Raw genomic sequence first — 16353 nt, forward strand, 5'->3', positions numbered from 1 at the left:
CGTCATCCGGCCCTGTCGGGCAGCGTGTCGAATCTCAGCCGCACCTGGTCGTGCGGCACGGCCACGGCGGCCGGCGCCTCACCTCGGGCGGTGGGCACGGCCAGGTGGACGATCAGCCAGCTGGACAGCTCGCCGGCGGCCCGCCACGGGGCGGGGTCGGCGAGGTCGGGGAACTCGACGGACTCCGGGGCGGCCCCGGTCGCGGCGACCAGCGCCCGTTTGGCCGTGACGGCCCGCAGTTCGAGCCACCGGCGGTCTTCCTCCGCGGCGTCCTCGACCTGCTCGCGTTCCCAGGGGCTCAGCCACTTCGCCGGGTCGTCGTGCTCGGCGAAGTCCGGGGACGCGCCGCCGGGACGGCCGTTCCCCCCGTCGCGCCGCCGGGGCCGGGCGAGCGCCGCGCCCGCGGCCAGGCCCCGGGTCACGGCGGTGAGGGCGAGGTCGCCGGCCCGGCAGCTCACCGCGGTGAGCCCGCCGTCCGGGTCGCGCCCGTAGGCGGACAGCACCCGCGCCGCCTCAGGGTCCTCGGCGTCCGGGGGGATGGTGGACAGCCAGAGGTGGATCTCGTCGGAGGCCGGGAGGAGGTGGGTGCCGGCGAGGTCGGCGGCGATGAGGGCCGCCACGTCGGCCGGCCGGTCCTTGACGAACAGGTGGCCGCCGGCGAGGGTGCGCAGGCGGAAGCCGGCCGTGGTGTGGCGGGCCCAGCCGAGCAGGTCCGGGACGCCCACCTCGCCGTCGTCCAGGCCGGTGAAGGCGACGATCGGGGTGTCGAGGGGCGGTTCCGGCTCGTACCGGTAGCGCTTGATCCAGGCGAAGTCGGCGCGCAGCACGGGCAGGAGCAGCTCGCGCAGCTCGGGCTCGTGCTTGAGCTCCGGCAGCGCGCCGGCGCGGCGGACGAGCTGGTCGATGAACGTCTCGTCCGGCAGGTCCGCGGTGGCGGCGAGGGGAACCTTGCGGTGCGGCGGGTGCCCGCCGCCGACGTACAGCCGCGCGGGCGGCGGCAGGCCGCGCCGGCGCAGCTCGCGCGCCACTTCGAAGGAGAGCCGCGCGCCCATGCTGTGCCCGTACAGCGCGTACGGTTCGCCGGTGGCGGGCTCGATCTCGTCGGCGATCTCGCCGATGGTGAAGGCGGGCGGCTCGGCGATGCGGTTCTCGCGGCCGGGGAGCTGGATGGGGGTCACCGTGAGGCCGTCGAGCTCGCGCAGCAGGCCGCGGTAGGAGCTCGCCCCTCCTCCGGCGTAGGGCAGGCAGAACAGGGTGCGGGCGATGGGAGAGTCCAGGGTGTGGGAAGCGGGTTGCGCCGCCGTCAGGCCGGTGATGGTCCAGCACCTCCCCGGCGAGCCGTGAAGGTTGTCGAAGGGTGGCGGATTCGTCGCTCAACGCACAGGCCGTCAATCGCCATGTTACGGCGCTCCTCGACAAATATCACGGAACAAACTGAGCAAATGGGGAATTAGTACCAAGCGTCACTTCATTTCGTGCGATGCAGCGCGGTGGCGCGGCAAGAACTCTTATATCCAGGTTGGGTTGGCCGCGTCAACGCCGCCATTACCGCGGCATCTTCCGTCAGCGCGACAGAAATGAGACCCAGAGAACTCTTGCCGAGACGGTCGCAGGATGATAATGGCGCACCTTGACGACCGAATGTGACCGAAACTCCGATACGGCGGACCGAATCCTGGGACTTCTGGGCTTTATGTCTGAATTATCCCGCTCAGGGAGGCTCTAGTCGTGATCGTCCCGCTATGTGGTCGCCGGCGCGTCTCCGCCCGCCCGCTGCGGACCGTCCGTCGCGAGCTGCGCCCCTCCAGCCGTTCAGCTCGTGACAAGAATTCCCGGCCGATGCGATTTTTCGTCAGAGCGGCGCCCGCCCGGCACTACGGACGGGGGCCGGGCGGCCGCCTCCTGCGTGATCACACGCCTCTCCAGGGTGACCTGAATAGGGACCTGTCAAGACACGCCGACATTCGCCACATATCGGCCGTAACCACCGTGACCAGGTGAGCGACCGCGTTATCCCGGGACCGGAACCCCTGCCCGGTCCGGCCAGGGCGGACTTCATGACACCGGCGCGTCCTGGTTTCAACAGACGCTGTAAGAATGCGGGAGAAGCGGGCGGGTTTATTTCCCTGTCATTATCATGACCATTTCACCGGGGAATGCGCACCCGGGTGATGGAGAAACCCCCTCGGGTTTGGGCGCGTCGCACAAAGGTAGGGCGTCGCTCGTGAGCGGATTGCGGGTGCGTGAGCGCTGGGACGTCGCAGGCGGCCGCCGGGTGCGCAGCCTGGAGGCGGGGCACGGCGGCGAGACGGTCGTGCTGCTGCCCGGCCTGGGCGCGGTCGGCTACATGAAGGACACGCTGGCCGGCTGCGCCTCGTGGGCGCGCGCGTTCCTGCTGGACGTGCCGGGGTTCGGGCACCGGCCGCCGCGGCCGTGCCCGGCCGAGGTGCCCGCCATCGCCGCGGTGGTGGGCGCCTGGCTGGAGACGGTGCCCGAGGGCCCCGTGATCCTCGCCGGCCACTCCAGCGGCGCCCAGGCCGCGCTGCGGGCCGCCGCCGCGCACCCGGCGCGGGTGCGGGCGCTCGTGCTGCTCGGGCCGACGTTCCCGCCGCGCCAGCGGACGCTGCCGCGGGCGGCGCTGCCCTTCCTGCGCACGGTCGTGCGGGAGTCGCCGAGCGTGCTGTCCGCCACGGTCCCGTACTTCCTGCGCGGCGGACCGGCCGCGGTGTTGCGGTGCGTCCGCACGGCGCAGGCCGACGCGCCGGAATACCTGATCGGCAAGATCTCCTGCCCGGTGCTGGTCGTCCGGGGCGCCCGCGACCGCATGTGCCCGAAGGCGTGGGCCGACGGGCTGGCCATCACCGCCCCCGGCGGCCGGTCGGTGACGGTCCCGGGCGCGCACACGTTCCCGCTCCAGCACGGCGGCATGACGGCCGCGCTGATCGCGGAGGCCGCGAGGGCGGCCGGGCCTTAAGCGCCCATCCAGCCCTCCTCCTGCCGCCCGGAGCCGCCGGCCATCGTGCTGCCGTCGTCCTCACCGGCGCCGCGGCCGACCTCTCCCGGCGTGTAGTAGCGGCGCAGCCAGGCCGCCAGCCCGTCCAGTCCCGGCAGCAGCACCCGCTCGGTGATGCCGGCCTGGTCCAGCCGTTCCCTGATCTCCGACTTGATCCGGGCCGGGATCAGCCAGCCCCGCCACAGCCCCGGATGCGCGGCCAGCCACTCCTGCACCTGGTAGGCGGGGGACGAGGTCGCCGACAGCACCGACGACTGGTTGACCACCCGCTCGTCCAGCGACGGCGGCTCGAAGAACGCCAGGAACGGCCGGTCCCCGCCCAGCCGGCCGAACCCCTCCAGGTCGTGGGCCGCCCGCGCGAGCATCTCGGTGCTGAACACCAGCGCCCCCTCCCGGTCCAGCTCCTCGCGGAGCGGGCCGGGCAGCAGCCGGTGCGCCCTCTCGCAGTCGACGGCCAGCAGCGCCCCGTCGTCCTCCGGCCAGGACGCGGTCGCGAAGTGCAGCGCCACCAGCGGCGAGAACGTCCAGTCCAGCAGCCGGGTGGGCAGCCCGTGGTGCTGGCCGAGCGCCAGCCAGTCCCACACGGTCTCCCCCGGCGTGGCGCGGCAGGCGTACTTTCGGAAGTTGCGCACCAGGTGCGGCTCCAGCGCGGCGTAGTCGCCGCGCAGCCGCGACAGGCTCGACACGTGCGAGTACGTGCTGCGGGCCAGTCCGCGGAAGACCAGCGGCGAATGCGCGTGGCCGGTTCCGCGCGGCCTGCTGGCCTCGCAGATCGCGTCGTCCAGCTCCCGCCAGGACGACACCTCGTGCAGCCTCATCCCCGCACCGCTGCCCCCGGGCCTTCCGTTCACACCGGTGAGCTGCGCCGATGGCGGCGCTGATGACCGGCGTCGTGCCATGTCTCCTCCGTACGGCGGACCACGGCACCTCCGCTGCCACGGCGGCACGCACTCAAACAGGGCGGCTCAAACAGGGCGGACTCGAACAGGGCGGCTCGAACAGGGCGGCTCAGACTGCGCGGCCGTGCCATTCGGTCAGCAACACCGTCGCGTCGTCCTGGAGACAGCCGTCATGGTGGTCCATGACGTCCTTGATGAGCCGGCGCAGCGTCTCGGGCACCGGCAGGTCGGCGCAGGAGTGACGGACGATGAAGTCGACGAACCGTACGATCCCGAACTCCTCGCCGCGGTGGCGGCCCGCCTCGATGATGCCGTCGGTGTAGAGGAGCAGCCGGTCGCCCGGTTCGAGCTGTTCGTGGCAGATGTCCACCGGGAGTTCCAGTCCGAGCCCGAGCGGCGGCGTCGGCGGGCACTCCAGCGTGGTGATCCAGCGGCCGCCCCTGATGAGCACCGGCGGGTGGTGGCCGCGGTTCACCCACGACAGGATTCCGGTGCGCAGGTCGAAGTCGGCCATGACGGCCGTGACGAACCGGGCCGTCTCCCCGAACTCGCGCAGCATCAGGTTCTCGATCGCCTCGCTCGCCTCGGCCAGGTCGGCGCCCTGGCGGCGCAGGTTGCGGCTGGCGGCCATGACCAGGTTGGCGGCCAGCCCGGCGGCCACGTCGTGGCCCATCGCGTCGAAGATGGCCAGGTGGACGTCGCCGTCCCCGAGCGCGTAGTCGAAGGCGTCGCCGCCGACCTCGTAGGCCGGTTCCAGCACGCCGGCGATCGTCACCTCGGTGTTGGAGAAGGTGAGCGGCGGCAGCAGGTGCCAGAGCATCTCGGCGGCGACGTTCATCCGCCGCGAGCGCACCAGGTGGGTGTAGGAGTCGCTGAAGGAGCGCTTGCCGGCGACCAGGAGCGCCAGCAGCCCGGCCAGGGCGACCACGTCGTCCTCCGCCGCGCTGTCCGGCGCCTCCACCAGGACGCGCAGCACGCCCAGCCGCTCGGCGCCGTTGCACAGCGGCACCCACCAGCACTCCATGCCGCTCTCGGCGGGCTTGCGCAGGATGCGCACTTCCTGGAAGGCGCGGCCGGCGAAGGTGACGTCGATGCGCAGCTCGTCGGGCGGCTTGTCCTCGGCGACGTCGTCCGGAGCGCCGGCGTGGCCGGCCGGCCCGTCGTGCTGGGCGAGCAGCCGCAGCGTGGTCTGCTGCAGGTCGGTGAGATAGATCAGGCACTGCCGTACGCCGACGCGCGGGGCGTGCCGGGAGGCCAGGAGCGGCAGCTCCTCCAGCGTGGCCTGCTGGCCTTCCCGCAGCAGCCCGCTCAACGCGTCATGGACCTCACGAGGGCCGCTCATCGCCTTTCGCCCCCTATTTCGCCTTTCGTGGTTGCTGGCCATTATTCGCGGTCACCACGTCCGGCCGGTCCAAGGCGGCGCCAAACATCGGCAAACGCGACCCCCGGCCAGGTCATGCCCGCTGAGCAGGGCCGACCCGGCCGGGGGTCGCGGCGGCGCCTCCCGGGAGGCGCTATCCCGTCACAGGACGGCGCCCGTGCCCTCCCGGGCCCGCCTGACCCGGGGCTGCGGCGGCTCGGGCGGCGGCTGCCTGTCGAACCGGTCGAGCGTGATGGCCAGCGGCCCGGCGACGAACGACGACGACAGCGTTCCCACGAGGATGCCGGTCACCAGGGCGATGGCGAAGTCGCGCAGCGTGTCGCCGCCGAACACCGCCAGCGCCATCAGGATGAACAGCGCGCCCAGACCGGTGTTGATGGTCCGTGGCATCGTCTGCAGGATCGCCCCGTTCACCGACTTGGCCAGGGGATCCTTGCGATGGATGGCCCACAGCTCCCTGACCCGGTCGAACACCACCACCTTGTCGTTGACCGAGTAGCCGACGACGGTGAGCATCGCGGCCAGGAACACGCCGTCGATCGGCTTGCCCAGCCAGGCGAACAGCCCGATCACCACCGACACGTCCACGACCAGCGCGGAGACCGCGGCCGTGCCGAACGTCCAGCGGAACCGGAACGCCAGGTAGGCGAGCTGGGCCGCGATGGCCACGCCGAGCGCGATCAGCGCGTTGCGGCGCAGTTCCTCGCCGAGGCTGGGCCCGATGAACTCGTCGCGGCTCTTGGTGACGTCGCCGCCCACCTCGGCCAGCGCCTGCTGGATCCGGTTGACGTCGGCGATCTCCAGGCCGCTCGCCCGTACGGAGACGTCCTCTCCGGACGCCTGCACCACCGCGGTGGGGAAGCCCGCCGACGAGACGGCCTGCCGGGCCGTCTCGGCCGCGACCGGGCGGGACGTGGCGAACTCGACCAGCCGGCCGCCGGTGAACTCGACGCCGAAGTTCAGCCCGCGGGCGAACAGTCCGGCCAGCGCGACCACGGTCAGCGCGCCGGCCAGGACCAGCCAGAGCTTCCTGCGGGCCATGACCTGCGGGTCGCGCCGGGTCAGCCAGGTCCGGACCCGGCCGACGGAGCCGAGGCCGGACACGCGCGGGCTCACCCGGTCGATGACCAGCGAGGTCAGCACGCGGGTGATGAGCATGGCCGACACGAGCGAGGCCAGCACGCCGATGCCGAGCGTCACGCCGAAGCCCTTGACCGGCCCGGACGCCAGCCAGAACAGCAGACCGGCGGCGATCAGAGTGGTGATGTTGGAGTCGGCGATGGCGCTCCAGGCGTTCTTGAAGCCCCGGTCCAGCGCCTGGCGCAGGCCCCGTTTGGGCGCTCCGGCGTACTCCTCCCTGGCGCGTTCGAAGACGAGCACGTTGGCGTCCACCGCCATGCCGATGGCCAGCACGAAGCCGGCCAGGCCGGGCAAGGTCAGCGTGGCCCCCATCGCCACCAGCGCCGCGTACGAGATCAGCCCGTAGCAGGCCAGCGCGAGCGCGGCGAGCAGGCCGACCAGCCGGTAGATGACGACGATGAACAGCGTGGTGAGGATCAGGCCGACCACGGCCGCCTTGGCGCTGGCCTCGATGGCGTCGGAGCCCAGGGTGGGGCCGACGGTGCGCTGCTCGACCATCTCCAGCGGCACGGGCAGCGCGCCGCCCTTGATCAGCACGGCCAGCTCGCGGGCCTCTTCGAGGGTGAAGTCACCGGTGATGTCGGTGCCGCCGCCGGGGATGCCGGCCCGGCACGCGATGGACGGGTCGAGCTGCGGCGAGGAGATGATCTCGTTGTCGAGCACGATCGCGAGCCGCCGCTGCGGATCGCCCGCCGGGAAGCAGGCGACCTCGCCGGTGAGCTTCTGCCAGGCGCCGGCGTCGCGGAACTCCACGCTCACCCACCAGCCCGGCCCCTGCTGGGGGTCGCTGCGCTCGCCGGCGTCGCGCACGCCGTCGCCGCTGATGGCGGACGGGCCGAGCTTGAGGAGCTGCCCGCTCTCGTCGCGCACCGCGTCCTTGGCGTCCTCGCTGCCCTCCTCGGCCACGCCCTTCACGGCGTGGAAGGACAGCTGGGCGGTCTTGCCGATGGTGTCGGCGGCCTGCTGGGGGTCGAGCACGCCGGGCAGCTCGACGATGATGCGCCGCTCGCCGGACCGGACCAGGGTGGGGTCGACGACCCCGAGCGCGTCCGCCCGCCGGCGGAGCACGTCCAGGGCGCGGTCGGTCGCCTCGGAGTCGGCCTTGACCGTCGGCGAGTCACGCGTCTCGAACACGAGCTGGGTACCGCCGCGCAGGTCGAGTCCGAGGCGCGGAGTCATGGTGAACGCGAGGACCAAAGAGGTCGCGATGACGGCGAACGCCGCCAGAGCACGCCAGAGCGGCGCACGTGACATGGAAAGCCTCCACGGCTGGGGAAAGAGACGGATCAGGTCTTCTCAGAGCGCCGTGGAGGACGGTGGCGCGCGAGCGGGGGTGGTCTCGTGCCCGGCGGCGGCGAAGCCCGCGCCGCCCGGCGCGCGGACGGCGCCGGCCGGGGGCAGCGCCGGGCGCGGCACGCCGGGCGGGAGCAGGGCCGTGCCGCCGGTCGTCTCGTGGGAGAACGTCAGGGCCTGGGCGGTCGACGGCGGGAGCGGCGACTTGCGCGCGCCCGGGTGGTGACCGCCCTGATGGGTCTGCTCGGCCGCCGCGTGCGCGGTGACGGCGTGGAGGAGTTGCGCGTGCCCGGTGGCGGGCAGGAACCACGACAGCACGAGGAGCAGCGCGGCGGGCACCTTGGCGCGCACGGCTCCTCCTCCCTGGTGTCGCGACCTCCTGCTGTCGCGATCTCTTGGTGTCGCGATCCCGCGCCGCGACGAGGTCGCGGCGGTGTCGGCGATGGCCCGGCGGCGGCTTGGCGGCGTCGCCGAGGTGATGGTGTGATCCTCTCTCACCGTAGCCTGCCCGCGAACCGTCACGAGCCGTCCTTTCACGGCTCGTTCCCGCCCCCCGCCCAGAACTTGGCGGGGCCACCCCTGATCAGGAGGCTCGGGCCGGTGCTTCCGCCAGGAAAGTGAGCTATGGTCGGCCTCATGGCGACCCGGAGCATCACGCGTGGCTCCACCCCGTTCTTCGCGGTGGTGGGCCTGCTGCTGTTCGCCCTGGTCATGATCGCATCCACGCCTCGCTGGGCCGGCGCCGGTCCCGTGCACCAGCGCTCCCAGACGGTCGGCGTGATGACGCCCGGGTCCGAGGTGACCACGGTGTCCACGCTCCCGCACGAGCAGGTCAGGGCCGAGCACCTGCCCCGCCTGTGGCCGGCGCGCCAGCACGTCGAGGCGGCGCCCGCCAGGTCCGCCCGGGCCTGGCCCGAGGCGGGTTCGGCCGCCATCCTCGGCCCTCAGCAGCCGGGCCATCGCGCGGCCGGCTCGCGCAGCCCGCCGCTCGCCTAGAGATCCTCCTCCCTCGCGCCGTCGCGGCGCGGGGCCTCCCCGGCTCACGGCCGGATCTCTCAGGCAAGGAGCGACACCTCATGGCTTCGTTGCAGACACTCATGCAGGACTACGACCAGCACCTGACGCGGCTCGAGGAGCTGCGCGGCCTGCTGGAGGAGCGGCGCGCCGCCGCCCGCGCCGACCTGGCGGCCGCCGTGGCCGCGGGCTCCGCGACGCTGACCGCGCTCGCCTCACGGCAGAGCGCCGCCGTCGAGTCGGCGCTGGCGCGGATGGATCGCGGCCTGTACGGCACCTGCCTGCGCTGCGGCGCCTTCATCCCGTACGGGGTGCTGCGCCGCGTCCCCCACGAGCAGCTCTGCCCCGAGTGCGGGCAGGCCGGGGAGATCCCGGCGCCGCGCACCGCCCTGGTACGAGCCTCCGGCGGAGGCCGGCCCGAGGCGGCCGTCCCGCCGGGACAAGGGCGGGGGATCGAGGCGGGGAACGGGCCGTGACCGCGAACGGCCGCGTGCCCTGGCTGGACGGCAGGGCCGCGGTCGATCTCGGCACCGCCCGGATCCGCCTGGCCGGGCCGGGGCGTCGGACGATCGTCGACGAGCCTTCGGCCGTTCCCGGCTGCCCCCGGCCGATCAGGCACGGTCTGGTCGCCGACGCCGCCGCCTGCTCCCGGCTGGTGAGCCGGGTGCTCGGCGGCGCGCCGGGAGACGTGCTCCCCGACCACGGGCCCGGCGCACTGCCTGCCGGCGCACTACCTGCCGGCGCGATGTCCGACGGCGCGATGTCCGACGGCGCGATGTCCGACGGCGCGATGTCCGACGGCGCGATGTCCGACTGCGCGATGTCCGACTGCGCACTGCCGGGTGGCGTGATGTCCGGCGGTGGCGGGGGTGTGTTCCGTCTGGTGGTGGTGGGTGTTCCCGTGAGCGCGTCGCCCGCCGAGCGGGCCACGGTCACCGGGATCGTGGCGCGGGCCGCCGGCTGTCCGGTGACCGCGGTGGAGGAGCCGCTGGCCGCGGCGCTCGGCAGCGGCCTGGACGTCACCGACCCCCGCCCGCGGCTCCTGGTGGACGTCGGCGCGGGCATCGTCGAGGCGGTGGTCATCAGCGACGCCGCGATCACCGACGCCGTCGCGGTGCAACTGCCCGACGGCGGCCACGGTGTGCTGCCGGGGCACGTTCAGGACCGGATCACCGACCTGGCGGCCGAGCTCCTGCGACGGCTGCCGGCCCGGTCGCGGCCCGCCGCGCGTGAGCGCGGGCTGACGCTCACCGGCGGCGGCGCCGCGCACGCCGGGCTGGCCGGACGCCTGTGTTCGCGGCTCGGCCTGACGGTGAGCCTCGCCACCGACCCGGCGCACGCCACCGTGCGCGGGCTGGCGCGGCTGTGCCTGCCGCCGATGGCGGCGCTGGCCGCCCCGCCGACGGCCTGACCACGCCGTCTCTCCCTCTCGTACGCAGTTCTCTTCTTTCTTCCAAGGACGTATCCATGACCCAGCACGACGAGCACGTCAGGCTCAGCGAGATCCAGACCCAGACCATCACCGAGAACCTGCGGAGCCAGCTCATGTGGCGCTCGTCGAGGCTGGACGAGCTCCGGGCCCTGGTGGAGGGGGGCGACGGCGCGGACGACGGCTCCAAGCAGAGCGTCCTGGCCGACCTGGCCGCCACCGAGCGGGCCATCGGCGAGATCCGCGACAGCCTGGAGCGGCTGGCGGACGGCAGCTACGGCAGTTGCGTGGACTGCGGCACCGCCGTCCCGTTCGAGCGGCTGAAGATCAGGCCGCTGACCCGGCACTGCGTCCCCTGCCGCCAGCGTCACGAGGCCCGCTGAACCCAGGCCCGGGAAGCGTTCGCCGCGCGCCCTTGCCGGGGCGCGCGGCCGGGAAGCCTTACGATGGGAACCAAGTGGCCAGGTAATCGCCGGTGTCCGGTCAAGCTTGTCTCGTCGCACCGTTGATGCTTCCATGGCCGGGAAGATCATGCACGGTCGGGGAGGAAAGTGCTGGGAGCGCGAGTCGACACTGCGCGGCCACCGGACGGAGGTCTCCGGTGAGGTCGCAGGTCGTGCTGCGCGCCCTGCCGTTCGCCGTCCTGCTGGCGGTCTCGGTGACCGACCTGCTGGCCGGTCCCGACCTCGGCTTCCTGCCGCTGCTCACGCTCGGCCCGACGTTCGCCTCGGTCTACGGCAGCGTCCGCAGGACCGCGTTCGTGGGCGTGGCCGCGCTGGCGCTGTGCGTGCCGCTGGCGCAGTACCAGGGCGTGCTGCTGACCCGTCAGCACAACATCACCCTGGCCACGGTCGCCGGCGTCACCGCGGCCAGCATGATCGTGAGCAGGTTGCGGCTGCGCCGCGAGCGGGAGCTGGCCGACGTGCGCCTGGTGGCCGAGGCCGCCCAGCGGGTGCTGCTGCGGCCGGTGCCGCGCCGGACCGCCGACCTGCGGATCGCGCTGTCCTACACGTCGGCGGCGGCGGAGGCGCAGATCGGCGGTGACCTGTACGAGGTGGTCACCACGCCTCACGGGGTGCGGTTGCTGATCGGCGACGTGCAGGGCAAGGGCCTGACCGCGGTGGAGACGGCCGCGTGGGTGCTGGGCGCCTTCCGCGAGGCCGCGTACGACATGAGCGAGCTGAACGAGGTGGGCGAGCGGCTGGAGGCCAGCCTGGGCCGCCATCTGAGCGGGGAGACGTTCGTGACGGCGATCCTGGCCCAGGTGCACGAGGACGAGATCTCCCTGCTCAACTTCGGGCATCCCGCGCCGCTGCTCATCCGCGCCGACGGCAAGCTCTTCCCGGTCGAGCCGCCGGAGGAGAGCCTGCCGCTGGGGCTGGCGGCGCTGGCGGAGGGCCGGCCCAAGCCGCACCGGGTGGCGTTCGGCGAGGGCGACCAGATCCTGCTGTTCACCGACGGGGTGATCGAGGCGCGCGACCCCGGCGGTGCCTTCTACCCGCTGGCGGACCGGACCGACCTGCTGCGGGCCGACGACCCGCAGGAGGCTCTCGACGCGCTGCGGGCCGACCTGATCGAGCACGTCGGCGGCCCGCTGCCGGACGACGCGGCCATGCTGCTGCTGCGCCGCTACTCCTGATCCCGGCGCGTCACGGTCAGCGTCCGGGAGCGTCGGCCCCGGCGCGGGTCACGCTCCTCAGCGCCCGGAACGGGGCCGCGGCACGTCACGCACACCCCGCCCGCGAGGGGTGGGCGCGGCCCGCTAGTCAGGCGATCATGAAGGCGGCGCCGTACCTCTGATGCGCGACGAACGGAGTTCTCTGATGCGCGGACCTGACAGGTCAGGGCACGTTCCAGCCTTGACGGCCCTCCCGCCCGCGACCTTCCCGCCGCCCGGGTGCGACGGCCTCTCCGGGAGGCGATGATGGAGCCCGCCGTCCACCACTTCCGCTCCCGCGGGGTCTCCGTGGTGATCGAATGCCCCTCCGACGCGCTGCCCGCGATCCTGCACTGGGGGCCCGACCTGGGCCCGCTCGACGACCGGGCGCTGGCCGCGCTGGCCGCCTCGCTGCGTCCCCGGCGCGACCTGACCGCCGACGTCCCGGTACGCACCGGTCTGGTGCCGGAGGCGCGCACCGGCTGGACCGGGCTGCCCGGGCTGAGCGGGCACCACGCCGGGCGCGACTGGTCGCCCGCCTTCACGGCCGTCACGTACGGGCTCCGGGAGGACGGCGGGGTGCGGGCGCTCACCGCGGAGGCGGCCGACCCGCGGGCGCGGCTCACGCTGTCGCTGACGGTCGAGCTGCACCCGTCGGGGCTGCTGCGCGCCCGCGCCGGGCTGCGCAACGACCACGACGTCCCGTACACGCTGGAGGCGCTGCACCTGGCGCTGCCGGTGCCCGGCGTCGCGACCGAGCTGCTGGACCAGGCCGGGCGCTGGTCGAAGGAGCGCGTCCCGCAGCGGCGGCCGATCACCGTCGGCGCGCACGTGCGCGAGGGGCGCCACGGCCGCACCGGCGCCGACGCCGCGACCGTGCTGTTCGCCGCCACGCCGGACGCCGGGTTCGGGCGCGGCGAGGTGTGGGGCGTGCACGTCGCCTTCAGCGGCAACCATCGCGCCTACGCCGAGCGGGTCCACACCGGCCGCACCCACCTGGGCGGCGGTGAGCTGCTGCTGCCGGGCGAGGTCACGCTCGCCACCGGCGACTCCTACCGGGGGCCGTGGGTGTACGCCGCGTACGGGCGCGGGCTGGACGAGGCCGCGCACCGCTTCCACGGGTTCCTGCGGGCCCGCCCGTCCCACCCGCGGACGCCGCGGCCGGTGGTGCTCAACACGTGGGAGGCCGTGTACTTCGACCACGACCTGGATCGGCTGCTGGAGCTGGCCGACCGGGCGGCCAGGGCCGGGGTGGAGCGGTTCGTGCTGGACGACGGCTGGTTCCCGGGTCGCCGCCACGACCGGGCGGGGCTCGGCGACTGGTACGTCGACCCGCAGGTGTGGCCGGACGGGCTCGGGCCGCTGGTGGAACGGGTACGCGGTCACGGCATGCAGTTCGGGCTCTGGTTCGAGCCGGAGATGGTCAGCCCGGACTCCGACCTGGCCCGGGCGCACCCCGACTGGATCATGGGCGCCGGTGACCGGCTGCCGCCGGCCGCCCGCCATCAGCAGGTGCTGAACATCGCGCATCCGGACGCGTACGCCTACGTCAGGGAACGGCTGCTGACCCTGATCGGCGAGTACGCCATCGACTACGTCAAGTGGGACCACAACCGCGACCTGGTCGACGCGGGCTGGGCGGCGACCGGCAGGGCCGCGGTGCACGAGCAGACGCACGCCCTCTACCGGCTGCTGGCCGAGATCCGGGCGGCGCGGCCGGGGCTGGAGATCGAGTCCTGCTCGTCCGGCGGCGGCCGGGTCGATCTGGGCATCCTGGAGCACACCGACCGGGTGTGGGCCAGCGACTGCATCGACCCGCTGGAACGGCAGCAGATCATGCGCTGGACCGCGCAGCTGCTACCGCCCGAGCTGGTCGGCAGCCATGTGGGCGCGCCGCGTTCGCACACGACGGGCCGGGTGCACGCGCTGCCGTTCCGCGCGGTGACGGCGTTCTTCGGCCATTTCGGGCTGGAGTGGGATCTCACCGCGCTGGATGAGGCGGAGCTGGTGGAGGTGGCCGGCTGGATCGCGCTGCACAAGCGGCATCGGGCGCTGCTGCACGGCGGGACGGCGGTGCGCGTGGACGACGCGCCCGAGGGGTTCCAGGCGCACGGCGTGGTGGCGGGTGACCGCTCCGAGGCGATCTTCGCCATCGCCCTGCTGGAGCGGCCGGTCACCTGGCCGCCGGGCCTGCTGCGGCTGCCGGGGCTCGATCCGGACGTCTCCTACCGCGTACGCCCGCTGACGCCGGCGCGCTCGCGTCCGCGGGAGGGCGAGCCGGCCTGGCTGACCGGCGACCACGTGCTCACCGGCCGGGCGCTGGCCGTCTCGGGCATCGGGGTCCCGGCGCTGTGGCCGGAAGACGCGGTGCTGGCGCACCTGGCCGCGGTCTGAGACGGCGCGGCCCCGCCGCCCGTCAGGCGGCGGGGCCGTTCGGCTCCTCCAGACGCCCGCGCGCCTCCCGCAGCTCCTCCTTGAGCCGTTTGAGCTCGTCCTCCAGCTCCAGGATGCGCCGGATGGCCACCAGCGTCATCCCCTCGTCGGCCATCCGGGTGACGTGCCGCACGACGAGGATGTCGCGGCGGGAGTAGCGCCGCTGGCCGCCCGGGGAGCGCTGGGGGCTGATGACGTCGTGCTGGTCCAGGCGGCGCAGGAACGCCTGCTGGACCCGCAGCATGTCGGCCACCTGCCCGAGCGTGTAGAGCGGGGCCTGCTCGTCGTCGATCGGCAGCTCGGGCATCGCGGCCTCCTTCCGTGGCGGGGCGGTGCGGGGGCGGCTGACCGCCCCCGCACTCGGCGTCAAGACCTGATCGCCTTGACGTCGGCGCGCTGGATCTCGATCTTGCGCGGCTTGGCGCGCTCCAGGACGGGGATCCGCACGGTCAGGATGCCGTCCGCGTAGGCGGCGTCGATCCTGTCGCTGTCGAGGTGCTCCGACAGATAGATCCGCCGGGTGAACGTGCCCATGGGGCGCTCGCGGACGAAGTGGCGCTCGTTCTCGCCGGTCTCCTCCTCGCGGCGGGCGCTGACGGTGAGCACACCCCGGTCGACGGTGACCTCGATGGAGCCGGGGTCGACGCCCGGCAGGTCGAAGCGGAGCACCACGTCGTCGTCGCGGCGTACGCCGTCCATCGGCATGACGGTCCCGCCGGCGGTGAAGGCCTGACGGGTGAGCCGGTCGAACTGCCGGTCGAACTCCTGCAGGAACGGGTCGACGGTCGTCAGGAGCATGTCTGAACCTCCTCGCTGGGTATTGGCTAACCTCCAACTGCATTTACAGGTTAACTCCGGCCTGGCGAGAAGGCAAGAGGTCAGCCGGGCAGGGCGCGAAAGACGGTCGCCGCCCCCGCGAGCCGCAGCTCCGGGACGCTCGCGGGCACGAACGCCGACTCGCCGGGACCCAGGGCGAGCCCGCCCGCGGCCACGCGGCCGCTCGCGCAGAGCAGGATCTGCGGCACCCCGCCCGGAACGGTGTGCGCGGCCCCCTCGCCCAGTTCGTGGCGGACCAGGGCGAACTGGGCGACCGGCGGGTGGTAGCCGTGCCACCCGCCGGCACCGGCGGGCAGGACATGGTGCGGCGGCGACGGCGTGAAGTCGACGACCCGCATCAGCTCCGGCACGTCGCGGTGCTTGGTGGTCAGGCCGCAGCGCAGGACGTTGTCGGAGTTGCCCATGATCTCGACCGCGACGCCGCCCAGATAGGCGTGCGGCACCCCCGCGCCCAGGAACACCGCCTCGCCGGGGCCGAGCCGCACGTGGTTGAGCAGGAGCGCGGCGGTCACGCCCGGATCGTCCGGGCAGGCCCGCGCCAGGTCCGCGTACACCGCGAGCTCGCCACCCGCGCCGGCCGCGCCGGCGCGGCCGGCGCGGCCGGCGCGGCCGGCCAGGGCCCGCTCGACCGCCTGCCGGGCCGTCTTCGCGGCGTCGCCGAGCATGTCCTGGAACACCTCGCGCAGCGCCTCGGCGGCCGGGCCGGCGCGCAGGGTCTCCACCCAGCCGGCCGTCTCGGTCACGCCCAGGCTTTCCAGCAGGCCGGCGGCCTCGTCCGGCGCGCGGAAGCCGCACAGCCCGTGGAAGGGCGTGAGCGCGCAGACCATCTCCGGCTTGGGGAACGGGTCGTGGTAGGTGCGCGCCGGGTCGTCGGCCGGCACCCCGGCGGCCTCCTCGCGGGCGAAGCCGGCCCGCGCCCGCTCCGCCGACGGGTGCACCTGCAGCGAGAGCGGGCCAGCCACCGCCAGCACCTTGAGCAGGTAGGGCAGGCCGGGACCGGACGCCCCGGTCATGCCCTCCGGGTCGCGGGCGATCAGCTCGGTGAGCGGGACGCCGCCGGCCGTGGACGGCGCCGACGGGTGGGCGCCCATCCACATCTCCGCCTGCGGTTCACCGGTCGCGGGGGTCCCGAACAACTCGGGGAAGGCGGTCGGCGACCCCCACGCGTAGGGCTGGATCACCGGCGCAAGCCGCATCGGTGGCGTCACGTCGTCTGCTCCTCGGGGTCGGACCGTCGAGACGCCACCAGTCTAGGGA

The 16353-nt window shown here is 73.7% G+C and carries 15 protein-coding genes; 7 read left to right on the forward strand and 8 right to left on the reverse strand.

What is annotated here, in order from left to right; all coding sequences use genetic code 11:
* Positions 1-2: 2 nt before the first annotated feature.
* Positions 3-1316 (reverse strand): thioesterase II family protein, encoded by a 1314-nt coding sequence (locus ACQEUU_RS22145; protein WP_433071934.1) that lies wholly within the window; start codon positions 1314-1316, stop codon positions 3-5.
* Positions 1317-2224: 908 nt separating this feature from the next.
* Between ACQEUU_RS22145 and ACQEUU_RS22150 the strand changes: the two genes are divergently transcribed.
* Positions 2225-2974 carry an alpha/beta fold hydrolase gene (locus tag ACQEUU_RS22150; protein WP_433068705.1) on the forward strand — a complete coding sequence of 250 codons (750 nt, stop codon included), beginning with the start codon at positions 2225-2227 and terminating at the stop codon, positions 2972-2974.
* On the opposite strand, the gene ACQEUU_RS22155 is transcribed toward ACQEUU_RS22150, so the two are convergent.
* The 4 genes from ACQEUU_RS22155 to ACQEUU_RS22170 form a co-directional block, all read right to left on the reverse strand.
* On the reverse strand, positions 2971-3831 hold the full coding sequence (locus ACQEUU_RS22155; protein ID WP_433068707.1) for an FRG domain-containing protein: 861 nt from the start codon (positions 3829-3831) through the stop codon (positions 2971-2973). The genes ACQEUU_RS22150 and ACQEUU_RS22155 overlap by 4 nt on opposite strands.
* Before the next feature lie 190 nt (positions 3832-4021).
* Positions 4022-5254, reverse strand: a complete 1233-nt coding sequence (locus tag ACQEUU_RS22160) for a PP2C family protein-serine/threonine phosphatase (RefSeq protein ID WP_433068709.1) — start codon at positions 5252-5254, stop codon at positions 4022-4024.
* A gap of 180 nt (positions 5255-5434) precedes the next feature.
* Positions 5435-7687, reverse strand: a complete 2253-nt coding sequence (gene secD, locus ACQEUU_RS22165) for a protein translocase subunit SecD (RefSeq protein ID WP_433068710.1) — start codon at positions 7685-7687, stop codon at positions 5435-5437.
* Between the two features lie 42 nt (positions 7688-7729).
* Positions 7730-8077, reverse strand: a complete 348-nt coding sequence (locus ACQEUU_RS22170) for a hypothetical protein (protein ID WP_433068712.1) — start codon at positions 8075-8077, stop codon at positions 7730-7732.
* A 285-nt stretch (positions 8078-8362) separates the two neighbouring features.
* Here ACQEUU_RS22170 and ACQEUU_RS22175 point away from each other — a divergent pair, with 285 nt between their 5' ends.
* From ACQEUU_RS22175 to ACQEUU_RS22200, 6 genes are all read left to right on the forward strand, one after another.
* Positions 8363-8722, forward strand: coding sequence for a hypothetical protein (locus ACQEUU_RS22175; RefSeq protein WP_433068714.1), 360 nt, complete (start codon positions 8363-8365; stop codon positions 8720-8722).
* Positions 8723-8802: 80 nt separating this feature from the next.
* Positions 8803-9216, forward strand: a complete 414-nt coding sequence (locus ACQEUU_RS22180) for a TraR/DksA family transcriptional regulator (protein ID WP_433068716.1) — start codon at positions 8803-8805, stop codon at positions 9214-9216.
* Positions 9213-10151, forward strand: a complete 939-nt coding sequence (locus ACQEUU_RS22185; RefSeq protein ID WP_433068718.1) for a rod shape-determining protein — start codon at positions 9213-9215, stop codon at positions 10149-10151. Before ACQEUU_RS22180 ends, ACQEUU_RS22185 begins: the two co-directional genes overlap by 4 nt.
* Before the next feature lie 56 nt (positions 10152-10207).
* The gene (locus ACQEUU_RS22190) at positions 10208-10552 is read left to right on the forward strand and encodes a TraR/DksA family transcriptional regulator (protein ID WP_433068720.1); all 345 of its coding nucleotides are present in this window, start codon (positions 10208-10210) and stop codon (positions 10550-10552) included.
* A 218-nt stretch (positions 10553-10770) separates the two neighbouring features.
* Positions 10771-11808: a PP2C family protein-serine/threonine phosphatase gene (locus ACQEUU_RS22195; RefSeq protein WP_433068721.1), complete on the forward strand. Its 1038-nt coding sequence runs from the start codon at positions 10771-10773 to the stop codon at positions 11806-11808.
* A 258-nt stretch (positions 11809-12066) separates the two neighbouring features.
* Entirely contained in the window at positions 12067-14220 is a 2154-nt protein-coding gene (locus tag ACQEUU_RS22200; protein ID WP_433068723.1) for an alpha-galactosidase, read from the forward strand.
* Between the two features lie 22 nt (positions 14221-14242).
* Here ACQEUU_RS22200 and ACQEUU_RS22205 read toward each other — a convergent pair whose 3' ends face one another.
* From ACQEUU_RS22205 to manA, 3 genes are all read right to left on the reverse strand, one after another.
* Positions 14243-14566 (reverse strand): MerR family transcriptional regulator, encoded by a 324-nt coding sequence (locus ACQEUU_RS22205; RefSeq protein WP_433068724.1) that lies wholly within the window; start codon positions 14564-14566, stop codon positions 14243-14245.
* Between the two features lie 59 nt (positions 14567-14625).
* Positions 14626-15057, reverse strand: coding sequence for an Hsp20/alpha crystallin family protein (locus ACQEUU_RS22210; RefSeq protein WP_433068726.1), 432 nt, complete (start codon positions 15055-15057; stop codon positions 14626-14628).
* A gap of 80 nt (positions 15058-15137) precedes the next feature.
* The gene (gene manA, locus ACQEUU_RS22215; protein ID WP_433068728.1) at positions 15138-16304 is read right to left on the reverse strand and encodes a mannose-6-phosphate isomerase, class I; all 1167 of its coding nucleotides are present in this window, start codon (positions 16302-16304) and stop codon (positions 15138-15140) included.
* Positions 16305-16353 lie beyond the last annotated feature (49 nt).

The sequence above is a fragment of the Nonomuraea sp. CA-218870 genome (assembly GCF_050936535.1).
GTDB lineage: Bacteria > Actinomycetota > Actinomycetes > Streptosporangiales > Streptosporangiaceae > Nonomuraea > Nonomuraea corallina.